Below are 22,892 nucleotides of genomic sequence, written 5' to 3'. Positions count from 1 at the left end.
GACGGCCGATCTCGCGATCAGCGCCACGGGCCTCGGCGCCGGTCTCATCCGGTGGGGCAGGGGCGGGCCTCTCCGCTCGCCGGGGACGGCACCCGCGTCCCGGTGAGCGCTTCGTGGAGGCGGAGCCAGGCGGAGTTCGGGGCGTGGGACTCCGTCAGCGCCTCGCGGACCGCGCCGGCCACCGGCGGCACGTCGAGCACGTGCGGCCGGGACTGCGGGGCGTCCTCGTGGAGCCGCCGGCGAATGTGGTCGTGCAGGAGGACCTGGCCGTTCTGCAGCGTTCCGCCGCCGAGCACGACCGGCGTCGGGGTGTCCAGCAGGTTGAGCCGGCGCAACAGCGCGGTCACCATCGTGACGATCTCGTCGCCGAGACGCGTCACGATCCCCCGCGCCACCGCGTCGCCGTCCTCGGCGGCGGCGAACACCAGCGGCGCGAGGGTGAGCAGCTGCATGGCGGAGATCTTTCCGGCGGGGACGGCCAGGGCGACGGCCTCCACGGTCGGCAGCCCGAAACGGCCCGGAAGGACCTCCCGGAGTGCGGTCGCGGGCCCGCGTCCGTCACCGGCGCGTACCGCCGCGCCCAGGGCCGCCCGCGCGACGCCCATGCCGCCGCCCCAGTCGCCGGTGATGTCGCCGAGCGACAGAAAGCGGGCCGACCGTCCGTCCGGGTGGACTCCGACGGCGTTGATGCCGGCGCCGGACACCACGGCCACGCCCCAGCCCTCCGGCGCACCGGCCCGCAGGATGGCGAGCGTGTCGTTCCGGACGAGGATCCGCTCGGCCACGCCCAGCTGGGACAGCTGGGACAGCGCCTCCTGTTCGTCGTCCGGAACGTCCACATTGGCCAGGAAGTACGCGCCGACCGTGACGGGCGAGGTCTCCGGCAGACCGGCCTCGGACAGCCCCCGGCGCGTCAGGTCGGCGAGCTGTCCGCCCGTGACCGCCATGCCGTCGGTGTGCGGGCGCGTACCGGTGCCGCGCACCCAGGCCAGCAGCCGCCCATCGGTGTCCGCGACCACGAGGTCGGTCTTGGAGTTCCCGCCGTCGACGCCGACCACGAGGTCAGCCATCGGCAGGCTCCTCGCCGAAGAACCGCGGCAGGTACGAACGGTTGGCCTCCAGGATCGCGTCCGACATCGGCGCCGCGAGGTCCCACTGGCGGACCAGCGGGTTGGCGAGCAGCGCCCGCCGGGCCACCGACCGGTCGCCGGTCAGCGCGGCCTCGATCGTGAGGGTCTCGTACGCCGTGACGGCCTGGACCAGTCCGAGCATCTCGGGCGGCAGCGGCGGCACCGCGACAGGGTGGGGGCCTGCGGTGTCGACGTGCGCAGGCACCTCGACGACGGCCTCATCGGGCAGGCCCGCCAGCACCCCGTCGTTGCGCACGTCCACGTAGTGGTGCGCTCCGTCGCCGGTGAGCAGGCTGGTCACCAGGGCCGCCGCGGCCTCGCTGTAGTACGCGCCGCCCCGGCGTTCGAGGATCTCGGGCTTGTGGTCCAGCTCCGGGTCCTCGTAGAGGGCGAGCAGCTCCCGCTCGATGGCCTGGACCTGCTCGGCCCGGTGCGACCCCGTCCGCTGTCGGCCCAGCTCGTGGTCGGTGCAGTAGAAGTAGTGCAGGTAGTAGGACGGGATCGCTTTCAGGTCGCGCAGCAGCCCGGCGGGCAGGCGCACCTCCTCGGCGATCTCGGCGAGGAGATCGCCGGACAGCAGCCCGGGCAGCCGCTCCTCGCCGTCCACGGTGACCGAGCGGACCCACGACAGATGGTTGAGACCGGCGTGGTCGAGCCGGACCCGGTCGGCGTCGACGCCGAACCGGTCCGCCATGCTCCGCTGGAACTTGATCGCCACGTTGCACAGGCCGACCGCCCGGTGCCCGGCGTCCAGCAGCGCCCTGGTGACGATGCCGACCGGGTTGGTGAAGTCGACGATCCACGCGTCGGGCCTGGCCCGGCGGCGTACCTCCGCCGCGATGTCGAGCACGAGCGGCACCGTGCGCAGCGCCTTGGCGAAGCCTCCCGGGCCGGTGGTCTCCTGGCCGATCAGATCGAACTTGTTCGGCAGCGTCTCGTCCCTCAGCCTGGCCGCCTGGCCGCCGACGCGCAGCTGGATGAGCACTGCGGCCGCCCCGTCCAGGGCCTGGGCGAGGTCGGTCGTGGTGGTCAGCCGGCCGGGGAACGCCTGCCGGGCGAGGATCCGCCCCGCCAGGCCGCCGACGACGCGGAGCCGCTCGGGGTCGACGTCGTACAGGACCAGTTCGTCGACCGGAAGCACGCCCGCGCGCCGGGCGAAGCCCTCCACGAGCTCGGGCGTGTACGTGCTGCCACCGCCGACAACGGTGATCTTCACTCTTACTCCAAAGAAGTTCGCTTGGGACGGTCCGCCGTCGCGGCGGGGCCGTCAACCCTTAATGCCGGTCAGCCCTCGATGCCGGGTCAGCCCTTGATGCCGGTCAGCGCGATGCCCTCGACGAACACCTTCTGCGCCAGGAAGAACAGCACCAGGACGGGCAGCAGGAACATCAGCGACGCCGCCATCTGCAGCTGGTACGCGTTCTGGTGCCCGCTCTTGGCGAGCTGGGTGAGGGCCACCGCGAGGGTCTGGCCGCCCTGGCTGTTACCGGTGTAGAGCAGCGGGTTGTAGAAGTCGTTCCAGGCGTACAGGAACGAGAACAGCCCCACGGCGGCGATCGCCGGCTTGGTCATGGGGATCATCACCCGCAGGAGGATGCGCAGCTCGCCCGCGCCGTCGACCCGCGCCGCCTCGGTCAGCTCGCCGGGGATCGTGCGGAAGAACTGGCGCAGCAGGAAGATGCTGAACGCGTCGCCGAAGAACGACGGGACGATCAGCGGCTTGAGCGTGCCCACCCATCCGATGTGCGAGTAGAAGACGTACAGCGGAAGGCTGGTCACCTGCGCGGGAAGCATCATCGCGGCCAGCACCACCAGGAAGAACGCCTCCCGGCCCCGCCAGCGCAGCCGGGCCAGCGCGTACGCCACGGGCACCGATGACACGACCGTGCCGATCGTGGACAGTCCGGCGTACAGCACCGTGTTGAGCAGGTCGCGACCGAAGGGCATGGCGCTGAAGACCTGCCGGAAGTTGCCGAAGTCCCAGGGCGACGGCCACAGCGACCCGGTGCCCGCCTGGTCCTGTGTCATGAACGCGGTGAGCACACTGATCATCAACGGCAGCAGGAAACAGAGCGCGACCGCGACGGCCGGCGCGTGTTCGGCCAGCCGGTACAGCAGGCGACGCCCGATCGGCGGCCGGGGACGGCCGAGTGCGGGCCGGCGCCCGGTCATGCCCGCGGCGGTCACCGGTCACCGCCCGAGTAGTGCACGAAGCGGCGGGAGGCGCGGATGAACACCACGGTCGCGGCGAAGATGGCCAGGAAGAGCAGCCATGCCATCGCCGACGCGTACCCGGTCTTGAAGTACGAGAAGCCCTGCTGGTAGAGCTCCGTGGAGTAGAACAGCAGCGACCTGGCCGGGTAGCCGATCAGCTCGTTGCTGGACGCCTCGACGTTCGCCGAGCCGGAGACGACGAACGCCTCGGTGAAGTATTGGAACGCGTAGATCATCCCGGTGAGCAGCGAGAAGTAGATCACGGGGGAGAGCGCCGGCAGCGTGATGCTGCGGAACTTCCGCAACGGGCCCGCGCCGTCCAGGTCGGCCGCCTCGTACAGCTCGCGCGGTACGTCCAGCATGGCGGCCGAGAAGATCACCATCGTGTTGCCGGCCGCCCAGAGCGCCATCAGCACCAGGCTCGGCTTGGACCAGGCGGGATCGGAGAACCACCCGGGCTCGCCGATGCCGAACAGGCCCAGCAGCTTGTTGAGCGGCCCGACCGGGTTGAGCAGCACGATGAACGACAGCGCGGCGGCCACCGGCGGCACCATGTGGGGCAGGAAGAAGATCGTGCGGTAGACGTTCCGGCCGCGCTTCACCCGGGTGATCAGCCAGGCGGTGAGCATGGCCCAGGCGGTGCGCAGCGGCACCATGATCACGACCATCCACACGGTGTTGCGCACCGCGATCCAGAAGTTGTCGGACTGGGTGAACAGGGTCCGGTAGTTGTTCAGCCCGACGAACCGTACGGGCCGGTACGAGCCGGCCTGGAAGTTGGTCAGTGAGTAGTACAGCGTCGCGGCCACCGGATACAGCACGAAGGTCACGAGCCCGATCACGAACGGCGACAGGAAGGCCAGCACGACCCACCAGCGGGTCTTGCTCGGATGGCGGCGGCGCGCCCCCTGAGCGGGGCGCCGCGGCGCCCCGCTCACGGTGCCGCCGGCACGGGCGACGGTGGTCGTCATCCTCAGTTCCCCGCCTGCGCGTTGGCGTTGTCGATCTTCTTGGCGATCCCGGCGAGACCAGAGGGCAGGTTCGCCACCTTGCCCTGCTCGTACTGGAGCAGGAACTCCCTCCAGGTGTCCATGTCCTCCTCGCCGGCGGGTGCGAGCGTCTTGTAGTACGAGCCGGGGTTCTTGAACATGTCGACCAGCGGCTTCCAGTGGGGGTCGCTCGCCTTGTCCCAGCTCTGCAGCGCGGCGAAGGTGCTGGGGATGTTCGAGACCGTGTCCGCCAGGGTGTTCAGGAACGTCGTGTCGGTGGTGAGCTGCTGTAGGGCGAAGAAGCCCTCCTGCTTGTGCTTGGAACCCGCGGGCAGGTAGGCGACGGTGCCCAGAGTGTTACCCGCGCCGTACGTGCCCGACGTGGAGTCGAGCATCGGCATCGGCGCGACCCCGTAGTCGAGGCCCTTCTTGGCCGCGTCGATCTCGCCGATGTGCCACTCGCCGTCGAACTCCATCGCCGCCGTGCCGGTCAGGAAGGGGTTGCTCGTGTCGTCCGCGTGCGCCTGGTACTGGCCGACGAACTTCTGCACGTTCCCCGGGCCGTAGGAGTCGCCGAGACTCTTGTCCCACTGCAGGAGTTGCTGCCACTTGGGGTCGGCGGCGAACGTCGCCTTCCCGTCACCGCCGTAGAACTTGGTGCCGCTCTGCACCCCGGTGTAGATGTACCGGTTGGCGTTGTAGTCGGACCGGGACACGAATCCGTACGTCTTGATCGAGCCGTTCGCGTTCTTCACCGTGAGCTTCTTCGCGTCGGCGGCCAGCTCCGACAGCGTCTTCGGCGGCGTGGTGATGCCGGCCGCCGCGAACATCTTCTTGTTGTAGTACAGCCCGAACGCGTCGGTGAGCAGCGGCAGCGCGCACTGCTTGCCCTGGTACTTCGTGTACACCAGGGTCGCGGCCGGGAACGTCGCGGTGGTGTTCACCTTCGCCGACGACAGGTACGGGCCGAGGTCGGCGACCGTGCCGTTGGCGCAGAACTTGCCGACGTTGTCCGGCGCGGACGCGACGAAGACGTCCGGCGGATCACCGGCGGCGACCGCCTTGGCGAACGCCGCGTCGTCCTTGTTGGGCACGAACTTCACGGTCAGCCACGGGTACTTCGCGTGCAGGCGGTTCAGCGCCGCGGTGAACGCCGCCACCTCGTTGGGCAGGTGGTTGAACGTCCACACGCTGATCGTGGTCGGTGCGTGCGAGGCACCCGCCGAGATCGCGGTGGTCGGCTCCGACGACGCGGGCCCGGCGGATGTGCAGCCGGCCAGCAGCAGCGCGGCAGCCGTGCCCGCCACGGCCCCGGTGGTAAATTTGAACACTGATCGTCCTTCCTAGGTAATGGCATTCGCTGGGTGACGGGTCGGTCATCGCTCCGGGCGCGGCAACGCCCAGGCGTCTCTGGTGGCGGCGCCGTCCGGCAAGACGGCGCCGCCGCGGTACGTCAGGACAAGGACAGGGGCGCCTCCATCAGGCCACTCGGCGCGGTGGCGGCCGCGTACGTCGACTCGCGTGCCAGATCCGACGCCATGGTCGTGGCGCCGATGAGCTCCGCGCCCGGTCCGAGGTCGGACGCGACGATCCGCGGCTGGAAGATGCTGAAGTCCTCGAGGTGCCGGGCGACCGGCGCGAGCAGCAGATCGCCGTTGCCGCCGATGGCGCCGCCCAGCACGACCAGGGCCGGATCGATCAGCGGCACCACGCAGGCGATCACGTGCGCGATGCTGCGGGCGGTGTCGTCCACGATCCCCGCCGCGGTCGGGTCGCCTCCGCGGGCCAGCTCGAAGACGGTGCGCGGGGTGCCGTCACCGGGCAGTCCCAGGCGACGCGCCTCGGCGCTGATGTATCGCGCGCCGATGTAGTCCTGCACGAGGTCCCGGCGCTGCCCGGGCGGCGCGATCACCCGATAGCCGGGCAGGTAGCCCGCCTCGCCCGCCACACCGGTCGCCCCACGCCGTACGCGGCCGTCGACCACCATGCCCAGCCCGAGACCGACGCCCAGGCTGACCAGGACGAAGTCGTCGACCTCGGTCCCGTGGCCCTGCCTGCGCTCGGCGAGCGCCGCGAGGTTCACGTCGTTCTCCAGGATCAGCGGCGCCGGGACGATACGACCGAGCGCCGTGCCGAGCCCACGTCCCGAGTCGGGCAGGCCCTCGGCGTACGACAGGGCGCGACCGTCGGGCCCGACGACGGCCGGCACGCCCATCACGACCTGGCCGACGGCCTCCAGCGCGATGCCCATCTGGCCGGCGAGGTCCTCGCACATCGCCAGGACCCGCTCGATGAGCGCGTCGCGGTCGGAAGGGCTCTCCTGTTCGGCCCGCGCCCGTACGCTCCCGGTGACGTCGGCGATCGCGGCACGGATCTTCTTGTGCCCGATGTCCACGCCGATCGCGAACGCGCAGTCGGCGTTGACCTCGTACAACGTGGGCGCGGGCCCCTTACGGCCCGTCTCCGGGCCCACTTCGCTGATCACGCCGCGCTCGAGCAGCAGGCTCACCGCGGCGGCGACCGTCGGCCGGGACAGGTCGATCCGGCCCGCCAGGTCGGTGGTGGTGATCGGGTGACCGGCCCGGTGGATCGCTTCCAGGACCGCACGCCCGTTGAGCAGACGCAGCAGGCGTTGCGGTCCTGCTGGATACCGTTGGGCCACCTGGACACCCCTCTCTCAACTGGGCGAACTTGTTAGAAAGAAAGTTGTTTACTTATACGCTCCCAGGCATCCGCGAATCAACCCCCAATCCTCGAACCGGGCGAACCATGCTCTTGCCACAAAACGGCCGGCCCGAGACTAGGAGGTCCCGGGCCGGCCGCGTGTGGAACGGTCGGTGGGTCGGCAGGATGTCGGCGAGAGAGGCCTTGGCGTCAGCCCTTCACGGCGCCGGCGGTCAGCCCCTGAATGAGGAAGCGCTGCACGTACGCGAAGAGCACGATGACCGGGACGACGGCGATCAGACCTCCGGCGGCGAGCGCGCCGAAGTCGGTCCCGAAGTCGCCCAGGAGGTAGCTCAGGCCCACGGGCACGGTGAACTTGTCCTGCGAACTGATGAACATGATGGCGAACAGGAAGTTGTTCCACGCGCTGATGAACGCGAACGACCCGACGGCGACGATCCCCGGCTTGAGCAGGGGCAGCACGACCGCGCAGAACGCCCGGATCCGGCCGCACCCGTCGACCTGCGCCGCCGCCTCCAGTTCGACCGGCACGTTGCGGATGAAGCCGGACATGAGGATGAGGGACAGCGGCAGGTGGAAGACCGTGTCGGCGATGACCAGGCTCCACAGGCTGTTGGTGAGCCGCAACGTGTTGAAGATCTGAAAGAGCGGGATGAGCATCATCGCGCCGGGGATGAACTGCGTGCACAGCATCGTGACCAGGAAGAGCTTCTTGCCCCGGAAGTCGAGGCGGGCGAGCGCGTACCCGCCGAGCAGGCCGACCCCGGTGGACACGACGAGGCTGGTGACCGCGACGATGATGCTGTTGCGGAAGTAGACGCCGAACCCCGAGCCCTCCCAGACGGTCCGGAAGTGCTCCAGCGTGATCGGCCACGGCAGGAGGGACGTCGAGCCCGCCGGCCGGAAGGCGAACAGCACCATCCAGTACAGCGGCACGATCGTGAAGAGCAGGAACAGGGCCAGCGGCACCCACAGCGCGAGACGGTCTCCCACGGAACGCCGCCGCCTCCCGCCCGTGGCGGCGGCGGTCGTCCGCCCGCGCGGGGGAGATGTCACCGGGCCCTGCCGGACGTCGCCGCGGGTGGCGAGGCTCACTTGCCCTCCTCGAAGTTCGTCCTGCTGATGCGCAGGTAGACCAGGGACGCGAAGGTCAGGATCAGGAACGCCGCGACGGTGAGCGCGGACCCGTACCCGAAGTTCTGGCCGTGGATCGCGGTCTGGGCCACGTAGAGCGGCAGCGTGGTGGTCGAGTTGGCCGGGCCGCCGGCGGTCATGGTGTACAGCAGGTCGACGTTGTTGAACTCCCAGACCGCCCGCAGCAGCGTGGCGATGACGACGGCCTTGCGGATGTGCGACCAGGTGACCGCCCTGAACTTCTGGAACACTCCGGCCCCGTCGACGTCCGCGGCCTCGTACAGCTCGGTCGGCACCGACTGGAGGTCGGCGAGGATGAGGATGGCGTAGAAGGGGATGCCCTTCCACAACTCGGCGATGACCAGGGCCCAGAAACTGGTGCCCGGGTCGGAGAGCAGCGACGTCCCGTACTCGCCGACGCCCATGGACGCCAGGTAGTGACCGACGCCGGTGGTCGGGTTGTAGAGCAGGAGCCAGATCGTCGTGGTCAGGATGCCGGACACCGCCCACGGGCTGAAGGCGAGGGCCCGGGCCATTCCGCGGGCGACGAAGGTGCGGTTCAGCACCAGCGCCAGCGCCAGGCCGAGGGCGAACTGCAGCCCCACCTCGACCAGCACCCACTGACCGGTGAAGCGCAGGCTCCGCCAGAACAGGCCGTCGGAGAGCATCTTCCGGAAGTTGTCGAGACCGGCGAAGCCGTCGTCGAGGGGGCGGGTGAGGTTGTGGTTCTGCAGGCTCTGCCAGAAGACGCTGAGGACCGGATAGAGGAGGAAGACCGCGACCAGCACGACCGCCGGTGCGATCAGCAGATAGGGATGGGCGGCGCGTGGCCCGAACAACCGGGCGGCCGCGGGCCTCTTACGGCGGATCGGTCCGGCCGTCGCGCTCATCCGTGCTCCTTGCCGTACTTGCTCTTGGCCTTGGTGAGGGAGGCCGCGGCGGCGGTGAGGAAGTCACGGGACGACAGGCCGCCCTGCAGGACCTTCTGCCACTGCGGGAGCAGGTCGTTGGTGGTGATGGTGGTGAACTCCGGCAGGTAGTACGGCTGCTCGAGCGTCACGGCGCCCGGCGCGGCGGCGGCGTCCATGGCGGCCTTGAGGGCCTTGTTCTCGGTCACCCACTTCTCCTGGGCGACCGCGTTGTTGCCGGGGAGGTATCCGGACTTCTGGGCCCAGAAGCTGTTGCCCTCCTGCTCCATCGTGTAAGCGAGGAACTTCCAGGCCGCGTCCTCGTGCTTGCTCGCCTTGAACATCGCGAATCCGGTGGTCATCCAGCCGGTCAGCACCCGGTGGCCCGTGGCGGGGAAGGGCGCGACGACGCCGACCTTGTCGGTGCCCAAGGCGGCGACGTGGTTGGGATAGGAGCCGATGCTGTGGCTGAGCATGCCGGCGCCGCCCTTGCCGAACTGGGCCACCATGGCCTTGAAGTCGGCGGTGAGGTCGCTGCGTGCCGTCTGTTTGCCGAACAGTGCCACATAGGCCTCGCAGGCGCTGATGACCGCGGGGTCGTCGAGCGTGCAGGTGCCGTCCGCGCGGTAGAAGGTCGACACGCCCGCGCGTGGATAGACCATCTCCACCATCTGGGCGAAGAAGCCGTTGCCGCCGCGCAGCGTGTAGCCGAAGCGGCCCGTGGACGCGTTCGTGAGGCGCCGGGCGGCCGCGTCGAAGTCCGCCCACGTCGCCGGCGGCTTCAGGTTCGCCTGCTTGAACCAGTCGGCCCGGTAGTAGATCACGTCCGCGAGGCTGGTGGCCGGCGTCAGGTAGAGCTTGCCGTCGGGGGCGGCGGCCCGGGAGGACTTGAGCATCTGCGGGGAGATCTGTTGTTCCAGGCCGGCCGCCCGCAGGCGATCGTCCAGCGGGGCGAGGGCCTTCTGCGCCACAAGGGCGGCGATGTCGGAAGCCTTCGGCGTGAGCAGGTCCGGGGTCGAGCGGGTGGCGATCGCGGTATTGATCTTCTGCATGTACTGGTCGGTCGGCAGCCCCAGGTAGCTGATGCGGATGCCCGGGTTCTTGGCCTCGAACATCGAGATCAGCTTCTTGAGGTTGGCGGTGCGCTCGGGGCGCGTGTCGGTGTCCCACAGCTGCAGCGTGACGGTGCCGCTGGAGCCCCCCGAGCCGCCACAGGCGCTCAGCGTCGATCCCAGGCCCGCGGCGACGCCGACGCCTGCCGCCGCTCGGAGGAAGCCGCGCCGGGGCAGGCCGTCGGAACTGCGGGCCGCGACCGGGTGGTGCTGACGCTTCATCGCTGCTCTCCCTCTCGTTGACCGCGGACTGCGCGTCTCGCGATGACGTTCCGCAACCGTAAGGCATACGATATGACGGCACAACATATACGAAATATGAGATGCCTGGTAGGGTCGATCTCGGCGCATCAGGGATCAGCGCGTCAGGGGTGTGGCAGTCCCTCGCCTTACGCGATGACCGGCACCGCGTGCCCGGCCGGTGCGATGATCCTTTGGCCGCCATCAAGACGCCGTCAGGGGCGTCGTCGAGCGAAGGAGTGTGGGTGAGCGAGACAGCATTGGGTGCGATCAAGCCGTCTTCGAGGACCGGCCTGGTTCTCGAAGCGCTGCGTCGCGGCATCCTGAGCGGCGAGCTGCCGGCTGGCCGTCCGCTGGTCGAGGCGGAGCTCGCGGGCCGCTTCGGCGTCTCCAAGACCCCGGTGCGCGAGGCGCTCAAGATCCTCAGTGGTGCTGGTCTGGTCACCATGAGCGACTACAGCGGGGCCGCGGTCCGGACCGTCGATGAGCGCCTCACCCGTAACGTGTTCGACGCCCGGTGCCTGATCGAGCCGGTCGCCGTGCAGCGGAGCGTCGAGGCGGGCCTGCGGACCGGCGGCCGACTGGCCCGGGAGGCCCTGGAGGCCGCCGACAACGCCGCCGACGAGGTGGCGCGCAGCCTCGCGAACCGCGACTTCCACCGCGCCCTGTACGCGGACTGCGACAACGACGTCCTGGTCGGGATGCTGGACCAGTTGCGCGAACAGACCGCCCTGATCTCGGTGAACGCCTGGTCGCAGCGCCCCTCCTGGGAGGACGAGGCGAGAGAGCACCGGGAGATCCTCGACGCGGCCCTGAGCGGCCAGGCGGAGGAAGCGGCGCGGCTCGTGCTACAGCACGTCAGCGCGTTCCGGGAGCGGGCGATCCGCCAGATCAAGGAGGTCGGCCGTGAAGTTCGATGAGCTCTCGCAGGCGCTGCGCGACGTGGTCGCCATCCCGGTGACGCCATATGCCGACGGAGCGCCCGATGTCGAGCTGTTCAAGGTGTTGCTGGGACGTCTGGTCGACGCCGGCGTCGGCGTGCTCACCCCGAACGGCAACACCGGCGAGTTCTACGCGCTGAACGCCGACGAACGCCATCGGCTCCTCACCGCCTCCGCGGAGGCCGTCGACGGGCGGGCGCACCTGCTCGCCGGGATCGGCCACGACGTGGCCACCGCCGTCGATGAGGCGCGTCACGCGGCCGCCTGCGGCATCCGGATGGTCATGGTGCATCAGCCCGTCCACCCGTACGTCTCGGCCGACGGCTGGCTCGACTACCACCGGGCGATCGCCGACGCCCTGCCCGACATGGCCCTGGTGCTCTACGTACGGAACGCCTGGGTGGACGCCGGCCTGCTGACGCGACTGGGCGACCTGTGCCCCAACGTGATCGCCCTGAAGTACGCGGTGACGGACGTGAACCGCTTCGCGCAGCTGCGCATGGAGGTGGGCGCCGACCGGTTCGTCTGGATCGCCGGGCTGGCCGAGCCGTACGCCCTGTCCTACGCCGTTCACGGCGCCGAGGGCTTCACTTCCGGGCTGGTGAACGTCAACCCCGCCTTCTCGCTCCGGCTCAGGGACGCGCTCCGCGAGGGGAACTACGCCCAGGCGGAGCGGATGCTTCAGGAGATCGCGCAGTTCGAGCATCTGCGGGCGGTCGACCGGGGCGCCAACAACGTCAGCGTCGTGAAGGAGGCCATGCACCAGCTCGGCCTGTGCGACCGCTCGGTACGGCCCCCCAGCACGGTCCTTCCCGAGCGGGAACGCCAGGTGGTGGCCCGGATCATCGCGGACTGGACCAGGACCGACGACCTGCTGCCCCTGCCATCGGCGGGCCGCGCGGTGGCCTCATGAGGATCAGCGGTCTGCGCTCGTTCGTCCAGCGCGTGGGGGAGCGGCCCCGTGTCCTGGTGCGCGTCGACACCGACGAGGGCGTCAGCGGGTGGGGCGAGGCCTACAACCACGGTCCCGACCTGGCGCTCGTCCCGTTGCTGGACTACCTCGGCGGACAGATCCGGGGCGAGGACCCCCGGCGCGTCGAGTACCTGTCGCAGCTCCTGATCCGCACCGCGCGCTTCCCCCAGGGGGCGCTCGGGCTCGCGGCGATCGCCGCCATCGACCACGCGCTGTGGGACATCACCGCGAAGGCGCTCGGCGTCCCGGTCTACCAGGTGCTCGGCGGCGCCGTACGGGACCGGGTCCGCGTCTACTGCGGCCTGTACTCCGCGCCCGACCCCGACGACTGCCGGCGGCGGACCGTCGAGCTGCACGAGCGGTACGGCTTCACCGCTTTCAAGCTGAGCCCGTTCCGGAACGACCTCCACGCGACGCGGTGGGGTCTCGTCGTCGCCGAGGCGGCGGAGTGGGCTCAGGAGGTCAGGCGGAGCTGCCCGCAGGAGTTCGACTTCGCCTTCGACGCCCACGCCAAGATCTTCGAGCCCTATCAGGCGGTCCAGCTGGGCAACGCGCTCGCGCCGATGGACCCCCTGTTCCTCGAAGAGCCGATCCGCCCCGAGCACTTCGCCTCGTGGGGGCGCCTGCGCGGTGAGCTCCAGGTCCCCCTCGCGACCGGCGAGAGCCTGTACTCCCCGCACGAGTTCCTCCAGCTGCTCACCCACGGGGGCGCCGACATCGTCCAGCCCGACATCTGCGTGGTCGGCGGCATCTCCCAGCTGCGGCGCATCGCGACCATCGCCGAGACCTTCAACACCATGCTGGCGCCGCACAACCCGATGGGCCCGCTGGCCACCGCCCACAACGTCCACTTCGCCGCGGCGTGCAGCAACTTCTCGATCCTCGAGTACAAACCCGAGACGACGAGCTGGTGCCCCGACCCGTACGTCCCGGTCGACGGGCACCTCGAGCTGCGGCCGGACCGTCCCGGCTGGGGGGTCACCATCGACGAGGCGGCCCTGGCGGAGGACGACTACGTGCACTGGGAACGCCGCGTGCCGACCCGCCCGGACGGCTCACTGGCGTACTGCTGACGTCCCGAGCGTTCGGGTCGGCGATCAGGCGAGCTGCTCGGCGGCGGCGCGGCCGGCGCGGCGTCCGGACAGCAGGCAGCCGCCGAGGAAGGTCCCTTCGAGGGCGTTGTAGCCGTGCATCCCGCCGCCGCCGAACCCGGCGACCTCGCCCGCGGCGTACAGCCCCTCGATCGGCCGTCCGTCGGCGCCCAGGACCCGGGAGTCCAGGTCGGTCTGGATGCCGCCGAGCGTCTTGCGGGTGAGGATGTGCAGCTTGACGCCGATCAGCGGCCCGGCCGCGGGGTCGAGGATCCGGTGCGGCGCGGCGGTGCGGCCGAGCCGGTCGCCGAGGTAGCGCCGCGAGTTGCGGATGCCCTGGACCTGGGCGTCCTTGCTGTAGGAGTTGACGATCTGGGAGTCCCGCGCCTGGATCTGGCGGCGCAGGACGGCCGCGTCCAGGAGCGGCTCCTCGGTGAGCGCGTTCATCTTGGCGACGAGCTCGTCCAGGGTGTCGGCGACGACGAAGTCCGCGCCGTTCCGCTTGAACGCGTCCACCGGGCCGGGCGCGCCCTTGCTCAGCAGCCGCTCCCGCATGAACCTCTTACGGTCTCCGCTGGTGATGTCGGGATTCTGCTCCGACCCCGACAGGGCGAACTCCTTCTCCAGGATCTTCTGGGTGAGGATGAACCAGGAATGGTCGTAGCCGGCGATGTCCTCGGTGGTGCGCAGGTGCCGCAGCGTGCTGAGCGTGTCGTAGCCCGGCAGGCAGGGGGCCGGCAGGCGCCGGCCGAGGGCGTCGAACCACAGCGACGACGGGCCGGGCAGGATGCGGATGCCGTGGCCGGGCCAGATCGGATCCCAGTTCTGGATGCCCTCGGTGTAGTGCCACATGCGGTCGCGGTTGACCAGGCGCGCGCCGGCGGCCTCGGTGATGTCGAGCATTCGCCCGTCGACGTGGGCCGGCACCCCCGTGACCATCTGACCGGGCGGCCTGCCCAGCCGTTCCGGCCAGTAGCGGCGCACCAGGTCGTGGTCGGCGCCGATCCCGCCCGCGGTGACGATGACGGCCTGGGCGGTGAGCTCGAAGTCCCCGACCACCTCACGGTTGGAGGCCACGCCGCGCGGTGCGGAGTCGTCGGCCAGCAGGACGCCGCGCACCCCCGTCACGGCGCCCGCCTCGACGATGAGTTCGTCGACGCGGTGCCGGTGGCGGAAGGTCAGCGTTCCGGCGTCGGCCGCCCGGTGGGCGCTCTGCGCGAACGGCGCCACCACGCCCGTGCCGGTGCCCCAGGCGATGTGGAAGCGCGGCACCGAGTTGCCGTGCCCGTCCGCCCGCAGATCACCGCGCTCGGCCCAGCCGACCGTCGGCAGCAGCCGGATGCCGTGGCTCTCCAGCCACGAACGCTTCTCCCCGGCGGCGAACTCGACGTAGGAACGCGCCCAGCGAACCGCCCACGAGTCCTCGTCCTCGACCCGGTCGAACTGGGCGCTGCCCTGCCAGTCGTTCCAGGCCAGCTCCAGGGAGTCCTTCACCCTCATGCGCCGCTGCTCCGGCGAGTCGACCAGGAACAGCCCGCCGAACGACCAGAACGCCTGCCCGCCGAGGTTCGCGGCGTTCTCCTGATCGAGCAGAGCGACCTTCCTCCCGCGGGAGGTGAGCTCATGGGCGGCCACGAGGCCGGCCAGGCCGGCTCCGACGACGATGACGTCGAAATCCATGGGTCTCCTCGCTGGCCGCCGTCCTGCGGCGGCGGCGACTCGGTGCGGCGGTATCAGTGCATCATCTACCACAGCCGCACCGGTCGACGATCAGCCCCGCCTCATCGCGACTCCCGAACGGTGACGGTCGCGTGCAGGGGCAGGTCGCGCGAAGAGTCGCCCGCGTAGAGGGCGTACCGGCCCGGGACCGTGCTCCAGCGACCCGCCGCGGTGCCCCAGACGGAGAAGGAGCGGGCGTCGAGCCCAATCGTCACGTGCCGGGTCTGGCCGGGCCGCAGCGTGACCTTCGCGAAGCCGGCGAGCCGGCGTGGTGGCTCACCGGCGGACGGGGGCGACGCGAGGTACAGCTGAACGACGTCGGCGCCGGTACGCGTGCCGGTGTTCGTGACGTCGACGGACGCGACCCGGCCCTGCCCGGACACGCTCAGGTGGCGGATCGCGAAGGTCGTGTACGACAGGCCGTAGCCGAACGGGAACTGCGGAGTCACGCCGTGCGCGTCGTACCAGCGGTAGCCGACGTCGAGTCCCTCGGAGTAGGTCGCGGTGCCGTTCACACCGGGGTACTGCTGCGGCGTGTTCGCCGCCGTCTCGTTATCGGCCTTCGGGAAGGTCATCGGCAGTTTGCCCGACGGGTCGGCGTCGCCGAACAGGAGGTCGGCGACGGCGTTGCCGTCCTCCTCGCCCGGGTACCACGCCTCGAGGACGGCGGGGACCTGGGCGAGCCACGGCATCAGCACCGGACCGCCGGTCTTCAGGACCACGACCGTCCGCGGGTTGGCCGCGGCGACGGCCGACACGAGCCGGTCCTGGCCGTCGGGCAGCGACAGGTTCGGCCGGTCGCCGCCCTCCTTGTCCTTGTTGCCGACCATGACGACGGCGACGTCGGCGGACTTGGCGAGTGTCGCGGCGGCCGCCGGGTCGGCGCCGTCGGCGTAGGTCACGGTCACGCCCTTGCTCTTGATCCCGTCGACGGGGGAGACCGTGTAGAGCGGCGTCACGGCGGAGCTGCCGCCCCCACCGGTGTGCGCCGCGCCCGCGTACGGTCCGATCACCGCGACGGAGCGCACCCCGCGCAGCGGCAGCTGCCCGCCGCTGTTCTTGAGCAGGACCGCGCTCTGCTCGGCGATCGACCGGGCGATCGCGCCGTCCCGCTGCGCCGGGATCGGCGTCGGTGTGCGCGGATGGTCGAAGAGCCCGAAGCGGAACATCTGCGCGAACCGGCGTACGAGCATCCGGTCGACGACCGCCTCGTCGAGCTGCCGGCCGAGGACGGCGGCCTTGGTCGCGTCGCCGTAGTAGACGTGCTTCATGTCCAGGTCCAGACCGGCCAGTGCCGACGCGACCGTGCTGTGGTTCGCGGTGTAGTCGGACTGGACGAAGCCGTCGAAGCCCCAGTCGCCGCGGAGCACGTCCTGTAGCTGGTGGGTGTTCTCGCAGCCGAACCGCCCGTTGACGCTCGGGTAGGCGCACATGACCGCGCCGGCCCGGCCCCGCGTCACCGCGGCCTCGAACGCGGGCAGGTAGATCTCCCGCAGCGTGCGCTCGTCGATGACCTCGTTGATCGTCTTGCGGTCCGTCTCCTGGTTGTTGGCCGCGTAGTGCTTGACCTCGGCGATGACGCCCTGGGCCTGGATGCCACGGACCTCCGGGACCGCCATCTGCGCGGCGAGGTAGGGATCCTCGCCGAGGTACTCGAAGTTGCGGCCGTTCCGCGGCACGCGCGTGATGTTCATTCCCGGGGCCTCGATGAGGCCCTCCCCGCGGTCCGCGACCTCCTGGCCGGCCACCCGGCCGAAGGCCGCGGCCACCCGCGGATCCCACGACGCGGACATGCCGAGCGCCGCGGGCAGGGCCGTCGCCGGCTGGGGCGTGTTGCTGTCGCCCGGCCCCGCGCCCGCCGGGCCGTTGGTGATCTTCAGGGCCGGGATGCCGAGCCGCTCGATGCCCGGCACCTCGCGTGGATGGTCCGGCACGTCCATCATGTGGATCTCGAGGACCTTCTCGTCGAGCGTCATCCGCGCCACGAGCAGTTCGGCCCGCTTCTGCGGCGACAGGGAGCGGTCCATCCACGGCCGGGCGGGCACCGCCGCGGACGGTACGGCCATGGCGCCGAGCAGGAGGGCGGACGTCGCCAGGGCGAAAAGGGTCTTGCGCACGAGGCCTCCTACGGCCGGTCTCGGTCAAGAGAGGTGTACCGCGCGTACGGATCAAGGTCAATAGATACATCCGATGTATATGCTCTTATTGGGGCGAGAAATGCTCAGAAGGGCCGGACATCGGCACTAAAGGAGGGATGTGTGGCTGACCTGCCTCTGCCCACTGCGAGGGGCGCGCCGCCGACGGCACGGGGTACGTAGGGAGGGAGACCGTTGAAAGGGGGGACCCATGCGATTTCCGCTACGGCTGCGGCACGTCCCGGGTCGGCTGGCGACGGGCGTGTTCTTCCTCGACTCGGGCCTGGGCAAGCGGGGAGCGGACCAGCAGACCGCCGAGATGCTGCACGGCATGGCCGCGAACGCCTATCCGTTCCTGGGCGCCGTCGATCCCAAGACCTTCGTCCGGCTGCTCTCCGCCGGCGAGATGGCGGTGGCCGCCGCCTTGCTGCTCCCGGTCGTGCCCACGGCCGTGGCCGGGGGAGCCCTGGCCGCCTTCTCGGCCGGCCTGGTCGGCCTTTACGCCAGGACGCCGGGGATGCGCCGGGAGGGCAGTGTCTTCCCGACCGAACAGGGGCTCATCCTGGCCAAGGACGTCTGGCTGTTCGGCCTCGGTCTCGGCTTGCTCATCGACGGCCTCACGGAGCGCGAGTGATGCCCGCGGCCGCTTATGATTCGTCGTAACGGGCGGAGTACCGCCCGGGATGCGGTGAAATCGCGCGCGGTGGTCATGGTCAAGGGGTTCACGTGGTGGTCAAAGGACGTGTCGTAAGGTTCGACGAGGTACGGGGATACGGGTTCGTCGCCCCCGAGGACGGCGGAGAGGACGTCTTCGTTCACGCGAACGACCTGCTGGACGACAAGTACGCCTTCTCCCCGGGGACGAGCGTCGAGTTCGAGGTCACGGAGGGCGAGCGGGGCCCGAAGGGATACGACGTCCGCGTCGTTCCGGGCGCCTCCGACGGCTCCCGCCGGGGCCCCGTGAAGGCCGCGCGTGCCCCTCGTCCGCGTGACGACGACGGAACGTGCGAGATCCTCACGACGGAGGATTTCCGGACCGAGCTCACCGAGACGTTCCTCGCGGCAGTGCCGGAGCTGACCGCGGCGCAGATCCTGCTCCTCCGCGAGCGGGTCATCCGGCTCGCCGCCTCGCACGACTGGATCGAGGACTGACGCTCCGCGCGGCTGCCGTTAGGGTCGGAGGAGTCGGTGACGCCGATCGTCCAGGAGCCGTGAGCGTATGCCGACCGAGCTTGACGATCTTCTTCGGGTACAGGCGCCGATCGTGCTCGCCGCGCTGTTGCGCGCCCGGGGCGGGTTCGACATGTGCGAGGACGCCGTCCAGAAGGCCCTGATGGCGGCGGCCGTGCAGTGGCCCGTCGAAGGCGTGCCCGGCAATCCGACGGGATGGCTGACCCGGGTCGCCTCGCGGCGGTGGACCGAGATGTGGCGCAACGAGACGGCCCGGCGGCGACGCGAGGGTGTCGCGGCGGCGTTGACCCCGGTCGATCCCGAGCCCGCGTCCACGGCGGACGACTCCCTGACCTTGATGTTCCTGTGCTGTCACCCGGCGCTGACCCGGCCGTCGCAGGTCGCCTTGACGCTGCGCGCCTGCGGTGGGCTGACCACCGCGGAGATCGCTCGCGGGCTGCTGGTCCCCGAGGCGACCGTGGGGCAGCGGATCAGCCGCGCAAAGCAGCGGATCAAGGTCGCCGGCGCGGAGTTCCGCATGCCGTCGCCGCAGGAGCGGCCGCAGCGGGTGGCGGCGGTCCGGGACGTGCTCTACCTGATCTTCAACGAGGGGTACACCGCCAGTTCGGGCGCTTCGCTGAACCGCGTGGAGCTGACGACGGAGGCGATCCGGCTGACCAGGCAGCTGCGGGCGCGGCTGCCCGAGGACGGCGAGGTCGCCGGGCTGCTGGCGCTGATGCTGCTCACCGACGCCCGCCGCCCCGCCCGGACGGGACCGGGCGGCGAGCTGCCCGGTCCTCCCAGTCCGGGCCGCGGTGACCGACTGGATCGTGGAGGAGCAGATGGCGCTGGCCGGTGCCCACCGCCTGGAGGAGGCGTATCTACGGCGACTCCTCGCCAGGGTCCTCGACCGTACCGGCGACATCTCCGCCTGCCTGACCAACCGCCGTCACCTCGAGCCCGGTGCCGCGTACGGGTCGCGGGTCGGTGACATCGCCCTGCCCACGCTGGTCGTCCACGGGACCGACGATCCGCTGCTGCCCTTCGAACACGCCGTCGCGCTGGCAGATGAGATCCCCACCGCGCAGTTGCTTCCGCTGCGGGCCGTCGGGCACCAGATGCCGCCGCCCGGCACCTGGGACACCCTGGTCCCCGCCCTGCTGTCGCACACCGAGGCTCACGAGTCATAAATCGGGCCCGGTGAACGTGAGGGCCGGCCGCAACCTCCGCCGCTCCTTCGGGGGCCGCCGCCTCGGGCGTCTTCGCCATGATCGTCGTCGCGGTGGCCCTCACAGCGGGTGACCACGACTCCTCTTGACAGCTAATCGTCAAGGAGTGAAAATTCCTGCAAATAGTAAACTTTACTATTTGATAACCCGGTCGTGTCACGGAGACCGTCATGGCGGCTCGCGCCCCGCCCCGCGCGCTCAGAGCAACGAACGTTCCCCGCAACGGCCGCTCGAGCGGCCGGCCCCCACGAGATTCGGAGCTCACATGAAGACCAGACTCGTCGCCGCTGCCGGCGGCGTCGCCCTCGCCCCCGCCCTCGTCGTGGCCCTGGCCGGCGCGGCCAGCGCGCACGGCTACATCAACTCCCCGCCCAGTCGCCAGGCCCAGTGCGCGCAGGGCATCGTCCAGTGCGGCGACATCAAGTACGAGCCGCAGAGCGTCGAGGGCCCCAAGGGCCTGCACAGCTGCAGCGGCGGTGTCGCCCGGTTCGCCGAGCTCGACGACGACAGCCATGGCTGGCGCGCCACGAAGGTGGGCCGGACGGTCACCTTCACCTGGACCTTCACCGCGCGCCACCGCACCACCGACTGGCAGTACTACATCGGCGGCACGCGCGTCGGCGTGTTCAGCGGCAACGACAGCCAGCCGCCGGCCACGGTGTCGCACACCGTCAACCTCGGCAACGTCTCCGGCCGCGTGAAGCTGCTGGCGATCTGGAACATCGCCGACACCGCGAACGCCTTCTACTCCTGCGTCGACCTGCAGGTCGGCTGAGTCGTACGGCGCGGCTCGGGAGCGGGATCCGACACGACCCCGCGTGCCGGCCACCCTGCTCCCGTGCCGGCCTGAATATCTGGGAGGACCAGGCTGTCCGCCTGCCGGTCCGTCCCTGGCCATAGGACGACGGTGGTCGGCATCGCCGCGGTCGGCCTTCCGGGCGGCCGTCCTACTGCGGGCGCAGTACGCCCCGGCTACTCCCTGGGGCCAACGGAGGGGCGTCGGGGTGCGGCTACCGTGGGGCGGGTGAGTCCGCTGACCGAGGTCAGGCGCATCACCGGTTGCCATCCGTTCCTCTCGGACGGGCTGTTGGCGGCGGCGGTGTACGCGCTGGCCCTGTGGGTGCCGTCGGGGCCGCATGAGGTCGGGCCCGACCCATCGACCTGGCAGATGGCGGTGTTCGGCGTGCTGGCCGTCGGCCCGCTGGCGGTACGGCGGCGGTGGCCCGTCGCCGCGCTGGCGTTCACGCTGGCCGGGACGGCGTGCTACCTGGCCGTGGACGGCAAGGAGGGCCCGCTCCTGCTCGCGCCGATGATCGCCATGTACACCGTCGCGCTGCGCGGTGCACGCCGGACGACGGTCATGACCGCCGCGGTGTCGGGGTTCGTCCTGATCATCGCCAAGCTGGTGGGGGTGGCCCGCGATCCCGCGGTGCACGGGATGGTGGTCTTCGACCCCCGGCTCGTGAGCGTCGTCGCCCAGATCGCGTTCGCCGCCGCGGTGGGCGACGCGGTGCGCAATCGCCGCGCCTACGTCGCGGCCGTCGAGGAACGCGCGCGCCGCGCGGAGCGGACCCGGGAGGAGGAAGCCGAGCGGCGGGTCATCGAGGAGCGGCTGCGGATCGCCCGCGAGCTCCATGATGTGCTCGCCCATCACGTCGCGCTGATTAACGTACAGGCCGAGGTCGCGGCGTACGTCATGGAGACCGATCCGGACCAGGCGCGCGAGGCGCTGTCCCATGTCCGCCGCGCGGGTCAGGAGGTGCTGGAGGATCTCGGTGCCACCGTGAGCCTGCTGCGCCGGCCGAACGCGCAGCTCGAGTCGGCCCCGGAGCCCGCCCCTGGGCTCGACCGGCTGCCCGGCCTGCTCGAGGCGTTCGCGGCCGGCGGGCTGACGGTCGACCTGCGCGTGGTGGGTGAGCGGCGCGAGCTGCCCGCCACCGTCGACCTCGCCGCCTACCGCATCGTCCAGGAGGCGCTGACCAACGTGCACAAGCACGCCGGCGACGCCCCGGCGACGCTGCGCATCGCTTACAAGCCCAGGGAGCTCCGACTGGAGATCACCGACTCGGGGCCCGGCGGATCGACGCCGGGGGAGGGGACCGGGCACGGCCTGCTCGGCATGCGGGAACGCGCGTACTCGGTCGGCGGCGCCTTCGAGGCGGGTCCCCGGTCGGAGGGCGGCTTCCGCGTCCGCGCGGTGCTGCCCTCGGCCGACCATTCGCCCGCGCCGGCCGCCCGCGCGGCCGGGACGGGGTGCGCATGACGATCCGCGTGGTGCTGGCCGACGACCAGTCCCTGGTGCGGGCGGGGTTCAAGGTGCTCGTGCAGGCCGCGCCCGACCTCGAGGTGGTGGGCGAGGCCGCGAACGGCGACGAGGCCGTCGTGCTCGCCCGCGAGACGCATCCGGACGTCGTGCTCATGGACATCCGGATGCCCGAGTCCGACGGGCTGGTCGCGACCCGGAAGATCACCGCCGACGAGGCTCTGGCCGCCGTGCGCGTGCTGGTGCTGACGACCTTCGAGATCGACGAGTACGTGTTCGCGGCGCTGCGCGCCGGCGCCAGCGGGTTCGTCGGCAAAGGGGTGCAGGCCGGGGACCTGCACGAGGCGATCCGCACCGTCGCCCGGGGGGACGCGCTGCTGTCCCCGGCGGCGACGCAGGCGCTCATCGCCCGTTTCCTCAGCGGCCCCGGGGACATCGCCGACGCTGCGGCCGAACGCCTTTCGGACCTGACCGAACGCGAACGTGAGGTCGTCGTCATGGTGGCGCGTGGGCTGTCGAACGACCAGATCGCCCAGCGACTGTGCATCCGGCCGCTGACGGTCAAGACCCACGCGAACCGGGCGATGATGAAGCTCGGGGCGCACGACCGCGCGCAACTGGTGATGATCGCCTACGAGACGGGGCTCGTCCGGCCGGCCGCTCCGCCGCGGTAGTCGCCCGGTCATCCAAGGGATCCCCGCCCGGCCGCGTGACCATCCGGCCGCTCCGGTCACCCGAGTGGTCCTCGCCCGGCTCACGCGTGACCGTCCGGGTGCTCGTAGTCGCTCCGGTCACCCGGCTGGTCCTCGCCCGACCGGCCGCGTAACCGTACGGCCATCTCGCCGCAGTAGTCGCACGCACCGGCTACTGCGGGCGCGGTATGCCGAAGACCCTTCCCCAGGCGGACGGGAACGCATACCCCCCGGCACCAGGATGGCACTGGCATTCGATGACAACTG

21 protein-coding genes are annotated in these 22,892 nt (G+C 70.8%); 10 read left to right on the top strand and 11 right to left on the bottom strand.

The window, feature by feature from the left end; all coding sequences use genetic code 11:
• Positions 1-44 precede the first annotated feature (44 nt).
• From AB0I04_RS45610 to AB0I04_RS45570, 9 genes are all read right to left on the bottom strand, one after another.
• Positions 45-1,070, bottom strand: a complete 1,026-nt coding sequence (locus AB0I04_RS45610) for a BadF/BadG/BcrA/BcrD ATPase family protein (RefSeq protein ID WP_360899688.1) — start codon at positions 1,068-1,070, stop codon at positions 45-47.
• Positions 1,063-2,346, bottom strand: coding sequence for a 6-phospho-beta-glucosidase (locus AB0I04_RS45605; protein ID WP_360899685.1), 1,284 nt, complete (start codon positions 2,344-2,346; stop codon positions 1,063-1,065). Before AB0I04_RS45605 ends, AB0I04_RS45610 begins: the two co-directional genes overlap by 8 nt.
• A gap of 86 nt (positions 2,347-2,432) precedes the next feature.
• A complete protein-coding gene (locus AB0I04_RS45600; protein WP_360899682.1) occupies positions 2,433-3,302 on the bottom strand; it encodes a carbohydrate ABC transporter permease in 870 nt (289 codons plus the stop codon).
• A gap of 11 nt (positions 3,303-3,313) precedes the next feature.
• On the bottom strand, positions 3,314-4,315 hold the full coding sequence (locus tag AB0I04_RS45595) for a sugar ABC transporter permease (protein ID WP_360899678.1): 1,002 nt from the start codon (positions 4,313-4,315) through the stop codon (positions 3,314-3,316).
• A 2-nt stretch (positions 4,316-4,317) separates the two neighbouring features.
• On the bottom strand, positions 4,318-5,664 hold the full coding sequence (locus AB0I04_RS45590) for an extracellular solute-binding protein (RefSeq protein WP_360899675.1): 1,347 nt from the start codon (positions 5,662-5,664) through the stop codon (positions 4,318-4,320).
• A gap of 122 nt (positions 5,665-5,786) precedes the next feature.
• Positions 5,787-6,995: an ROK family transcriptional regulator gene (locus AB0I04_RS45585; protein ID WP_360899672.1), complete on the bottom strand. Its 1,209-nt coding sequence runs from the start codon at positions 6,993-6,995 to the stop codon at positions 5,787-5,789.
• Between the two features lie 212 nt (positions 6,996-7,207).
• Positions 7,208-8,113 (bottom strand): carbohydrate ABC transporter permease, encoded by a 906-nt coding sequence (locus AB0I04_RS45580; protein ID WP_360899669.1) that lies wholly within the window; start codon positions 8,111-8,113, stop codon positions 7,208-7,210.
• Positions 8,110-9,042, bottom strand: coding sequence for a sugar ABC transporter permease (locus AB0I04_RS45575; protein WP_360899666.1), 933 nt, complete (start codon positions 9,040-9,042; stop codon positions 8,110-8,112). Before AB0I04_RS45575 ends, AB0I04_RS45580 begins: the two co-directional genes overlap by 4 nt.
• Complete coding sequence (locus tag AB0I04_RS45570; RefSeq protein WP_360899664.1) at positions 9,039-10,394, bottom strand: sugar ABC transporter substrate-binding protein; 1,356 nt, start codon at positions 10,392-10,394, stop codon at positions 9,039-9,041. Before AB0I04_RS45570 ends, AB0I04_RS45575 begins: the two co-directional genes overlap by 4 nt.
• Positions 10,395-10,657: 263 nt before the next feature.
• On the opposite strand from AB0I04_RS45570, the gene AB0I04_RS45565 reads away from it, so the two are divergent.
• The 3 genes from AB0I04_RS45565 to AB0I04_RS45555 are packed head-to-tail and all read left to right on the top strand — an operon-like array spanning position 10,658 to position 13,399.
• Positions 10,658-11,332 (top strand): GntR family transcriptional regulator, encoded by a 675-nt coding sequence (locus tag AB0I04_RS45565; RefSeq protein ID WP_360899661.1) that lies wholly within the window; start codon positions 10,658-10,660, stop codon positions 11,330-11,332.
• Positions 11,319-12,266, top strand: a complete 948-nt coding sequence (locus AB0I04_RS45560; protein WP_360899659.1) for a dihydrodipicolinate synthase family protein — start codon at positions 11,319-11,321, stop codon at positions 12,264-12,266. The genes AB0I04_RS45565 and AB0I04_RS45560 overlap by 14 nt, the downstream gene beginning before the upstream one ends.
• On the top strand, positions 12,263-13,399 hold the full coding sequence (locus AB0I04_RS45555) for a mandelate racemase/muconate lactonizing enzyme family protein (protein ID WP_360899656.1): 1,137 nt from the start codon (positions 12,263-12,265) through the stop codon (positions 13,397-13,399). Before AB0I04_RS45560 ends, AB0I04_RS45555 begins: the two co-directional genes overlap by 4 nt.
• A gap of 24 nt (positions 13,400-13,423) precedes the next feature.
• Here AB0I04_RS45555 and AB0I04_RS45550 read toward each other — a convergent pair whose 3' ends face one another.
• Together AB0I04_RS45550 and AB0I04_RS45545 are read right to left on the bottom strand one after the other, a co-directional pair.
• A complete protein-coding gene (locus AB0I04_RS45550) occupies positions 13,424-15,097 on the bottom strand; it encodes an FAD-binding dehydrogenase (RefSeq protein WP_360899653.1) in 1,674 nt (557 codons plus the stop codon).
• Positions 15,098-15,198: 101 nt separating this feature from the next.
• Complete coding sequence (locus tag AB0I04_RS45545) at positions 15,199-17,253, bottom strand: glycoside hydrolase family 3 C-terminal domain-containing protein (RefSeq protein WP_360899650.1); 2,055 nt, start codon at positions 17,251-17,253, stop codon at positions 15,199-15,201.
• A 229-nt stretch (positions 17,254-17,482) separates the two neighbouring features.
• Between AB0I04_RS45545 and AB0I04_RS45540 the strand changes: the two genes are divergently transcribed.
• From AB0I04_RS45540 to AB0I04_RS45510, 7 genes are all read left to right on the top strand, one after another.
• Positions 17,483-17,905 (top strand): hypothetical protein, encoded by a 423-nt coding sequence (locus AB0I04_RS45540; RefSeq protein ID WP_360899647.1) that lies wholly within the window; start codon positions 17,483-17,485, stop codon positions 17,903-17,905.
• A 92-nt stretch (positions 17,906-17,997) separates the two neighbouring features.
• Positions 17,998-18,423, top strand: a complete 426-nt coding sequence (locus AB0I04_RS45535; protein WP_360899643.1) for a cold shock domain-containing protein — start codon at positions 17,998-18,000, stop codon at positions 18,421-18,423.
• Positions 18,424-18,490: 67 nt separating this feature from the next.
• Positions 18,491-19,432, top strand: a complete 942-nt coding sequence (locus tag AB0I04_RS45530; RefSeq protein WP_360899640.1) for a DUF6596 domain-containing protein — start codon at positions 18,491-18,493, stop codon at positions 19,430-19,432.
• The gene (locus AB0I04_RS45525) at positions 19,365-19,631 is read left to right on the top strand and encodes an alpha/beta hydrolase (RefSeq protein WP_360899754.1); all 267 of its coding nucleotides are present in this window, start codon (positions 19,365-19,367) and stop codon (positions 19,629-19,631) included. Before AB0I04_RS45530 ends, AB0I04_RS45525 begins: the two co-directional genes overlap by 68 nt.
• Before the next feature lie 304 nt (positions 19,632-19,935).
• Positions 19,936-20,445 carry a lytic polysaccharide monooxygenase auxiliary activity family 9 protein gene (locus AB0I04_RS45520; protein WP_360899637.1) on the top strand — a complete coding sequence of 170 codons (510 nt, stop codon included), beginning with the start codon at positions 19,936-19,938 and terminating at the stop codon, positions 20,443-20,445.
• 249 nt (positions 20,446-20,694) lie between these two features.
• A complete protein-coding gene (locus tag AB0I04_RS45515) occupies positions 20,695-21,933 on the top strand; it encodes a sensor histidine kinase (RefSeq protein ID WP_360899634.1) in 1,239 nt (412 codons plus the stop codon).
• Positions 21,930-22,607, top strand: a complete 678-nt coding sequence (locus tag AB0I04_RS45510) for a response regulator transcription factor (RefSeq protein WP_360899631.1) — start codon at positions 21,930-21,932, stop codon at positions 22,605-22,607. The genes AB0I04_RS45515 and AB0I04_RS45510 overlap by 4 nt, the downstream gene beginning before the upstream one ends.
• Positions 22,608-22,892: the final 285 nt, after the last annotated feature.

The sequence above is a fragment of the Actinoallomurus sp. NPDC050550 genome (genome assembly GCF_040655075.1).
Taxonomy (GTDB): Bacteria; Actinomycetota; Actinomycetes; order Streptosporangiales; family Streptosporangiaceae; genus Actinoallomurus.
The sequence above is the reverse complement of the archived record's forward strand: the minus strand, read 5'-3'. Positions and strand labels throughout refer to the sequence as shown.

Coding starts and splice junctions, on each gene's coding strand:
- AB0I04_RS45610 (WP_360899688.1), bottom strand. CDS start 1,070: ATGGCTGACCTCGTGGTCGGCGTCGACGGCGGGAACTCCAAGACCGAC.
- AB0I04_RS45600 (WP_360899682.1), bottom strand. CDS start 3,302: ATGACCGGGCGCCGGCCCGCACTCGGCCGTCCCCGGCCGCCGATCGGG.
- AB0I04_RS45595 (WP_360899678.1), bottom strand. CDS start 4,315: ATGACGACCACCGTCGCCCGTGCCGGCGGCACCGTGAGCGGGGCGCCG.
- AB0I04_RS45575 (WP_360899666.1), bottom strand. CDS start 9,042: ATGAGCGCGACGGCCGGACCGATCCGCCGTAAGAGGCCCGCGGCCGCC.
- AB0I04_RS45570 (WP_360899664.1), bottom strand. CDS start 10,394: ATGAAGCGTCAGCACCACCCGGTCGCGGCCCGCAGTTCCGACGGCCTG.
- AB0I04_RS45555 (WP_360899656.1), top strand. CDS start 12,263: ATGAGGATCAGCGGTCTGCGCTCGTTCGTCCAGCGCGTGGGGGAGCGG.
- AB0I04_RS45550 (WP_360899653.1), bottom strand. CDS start 15,097: ATGGATTTCGACGTCATCGTCGTCGGAGCCGGCCTGGCCGGCCTCGTG.
- AB0I04_RS45540 (WP_360899647.1), top strand. CDS start 17,483: ATGCGATTTCCGCTACGGCTGCGGCACGTCCCGGGTCGGCTGGCGACG.
- AB0I04_RS45530 (WP_360899640.1), top strand. CDS start 18,491: ATGCCGACCGAGCTTGACGATCTTCTTCGGGTACAGGCGCCGATCGTG.
- AB0I04_RS45520 (WP_360899637.1), top strand. CDS start 19,936: ATGAAGACCAGACTCGTCGCCGCTGCCGGCGGCGTCGCCCTCGCCCCC.
- AB0I04_RS45510 (WP_360899631.1), top strand. CDS start 21,930: ATGACGATCCGCGTGGTGCTGGCCGACGACCAGTCCCTGGTGCGGGCG.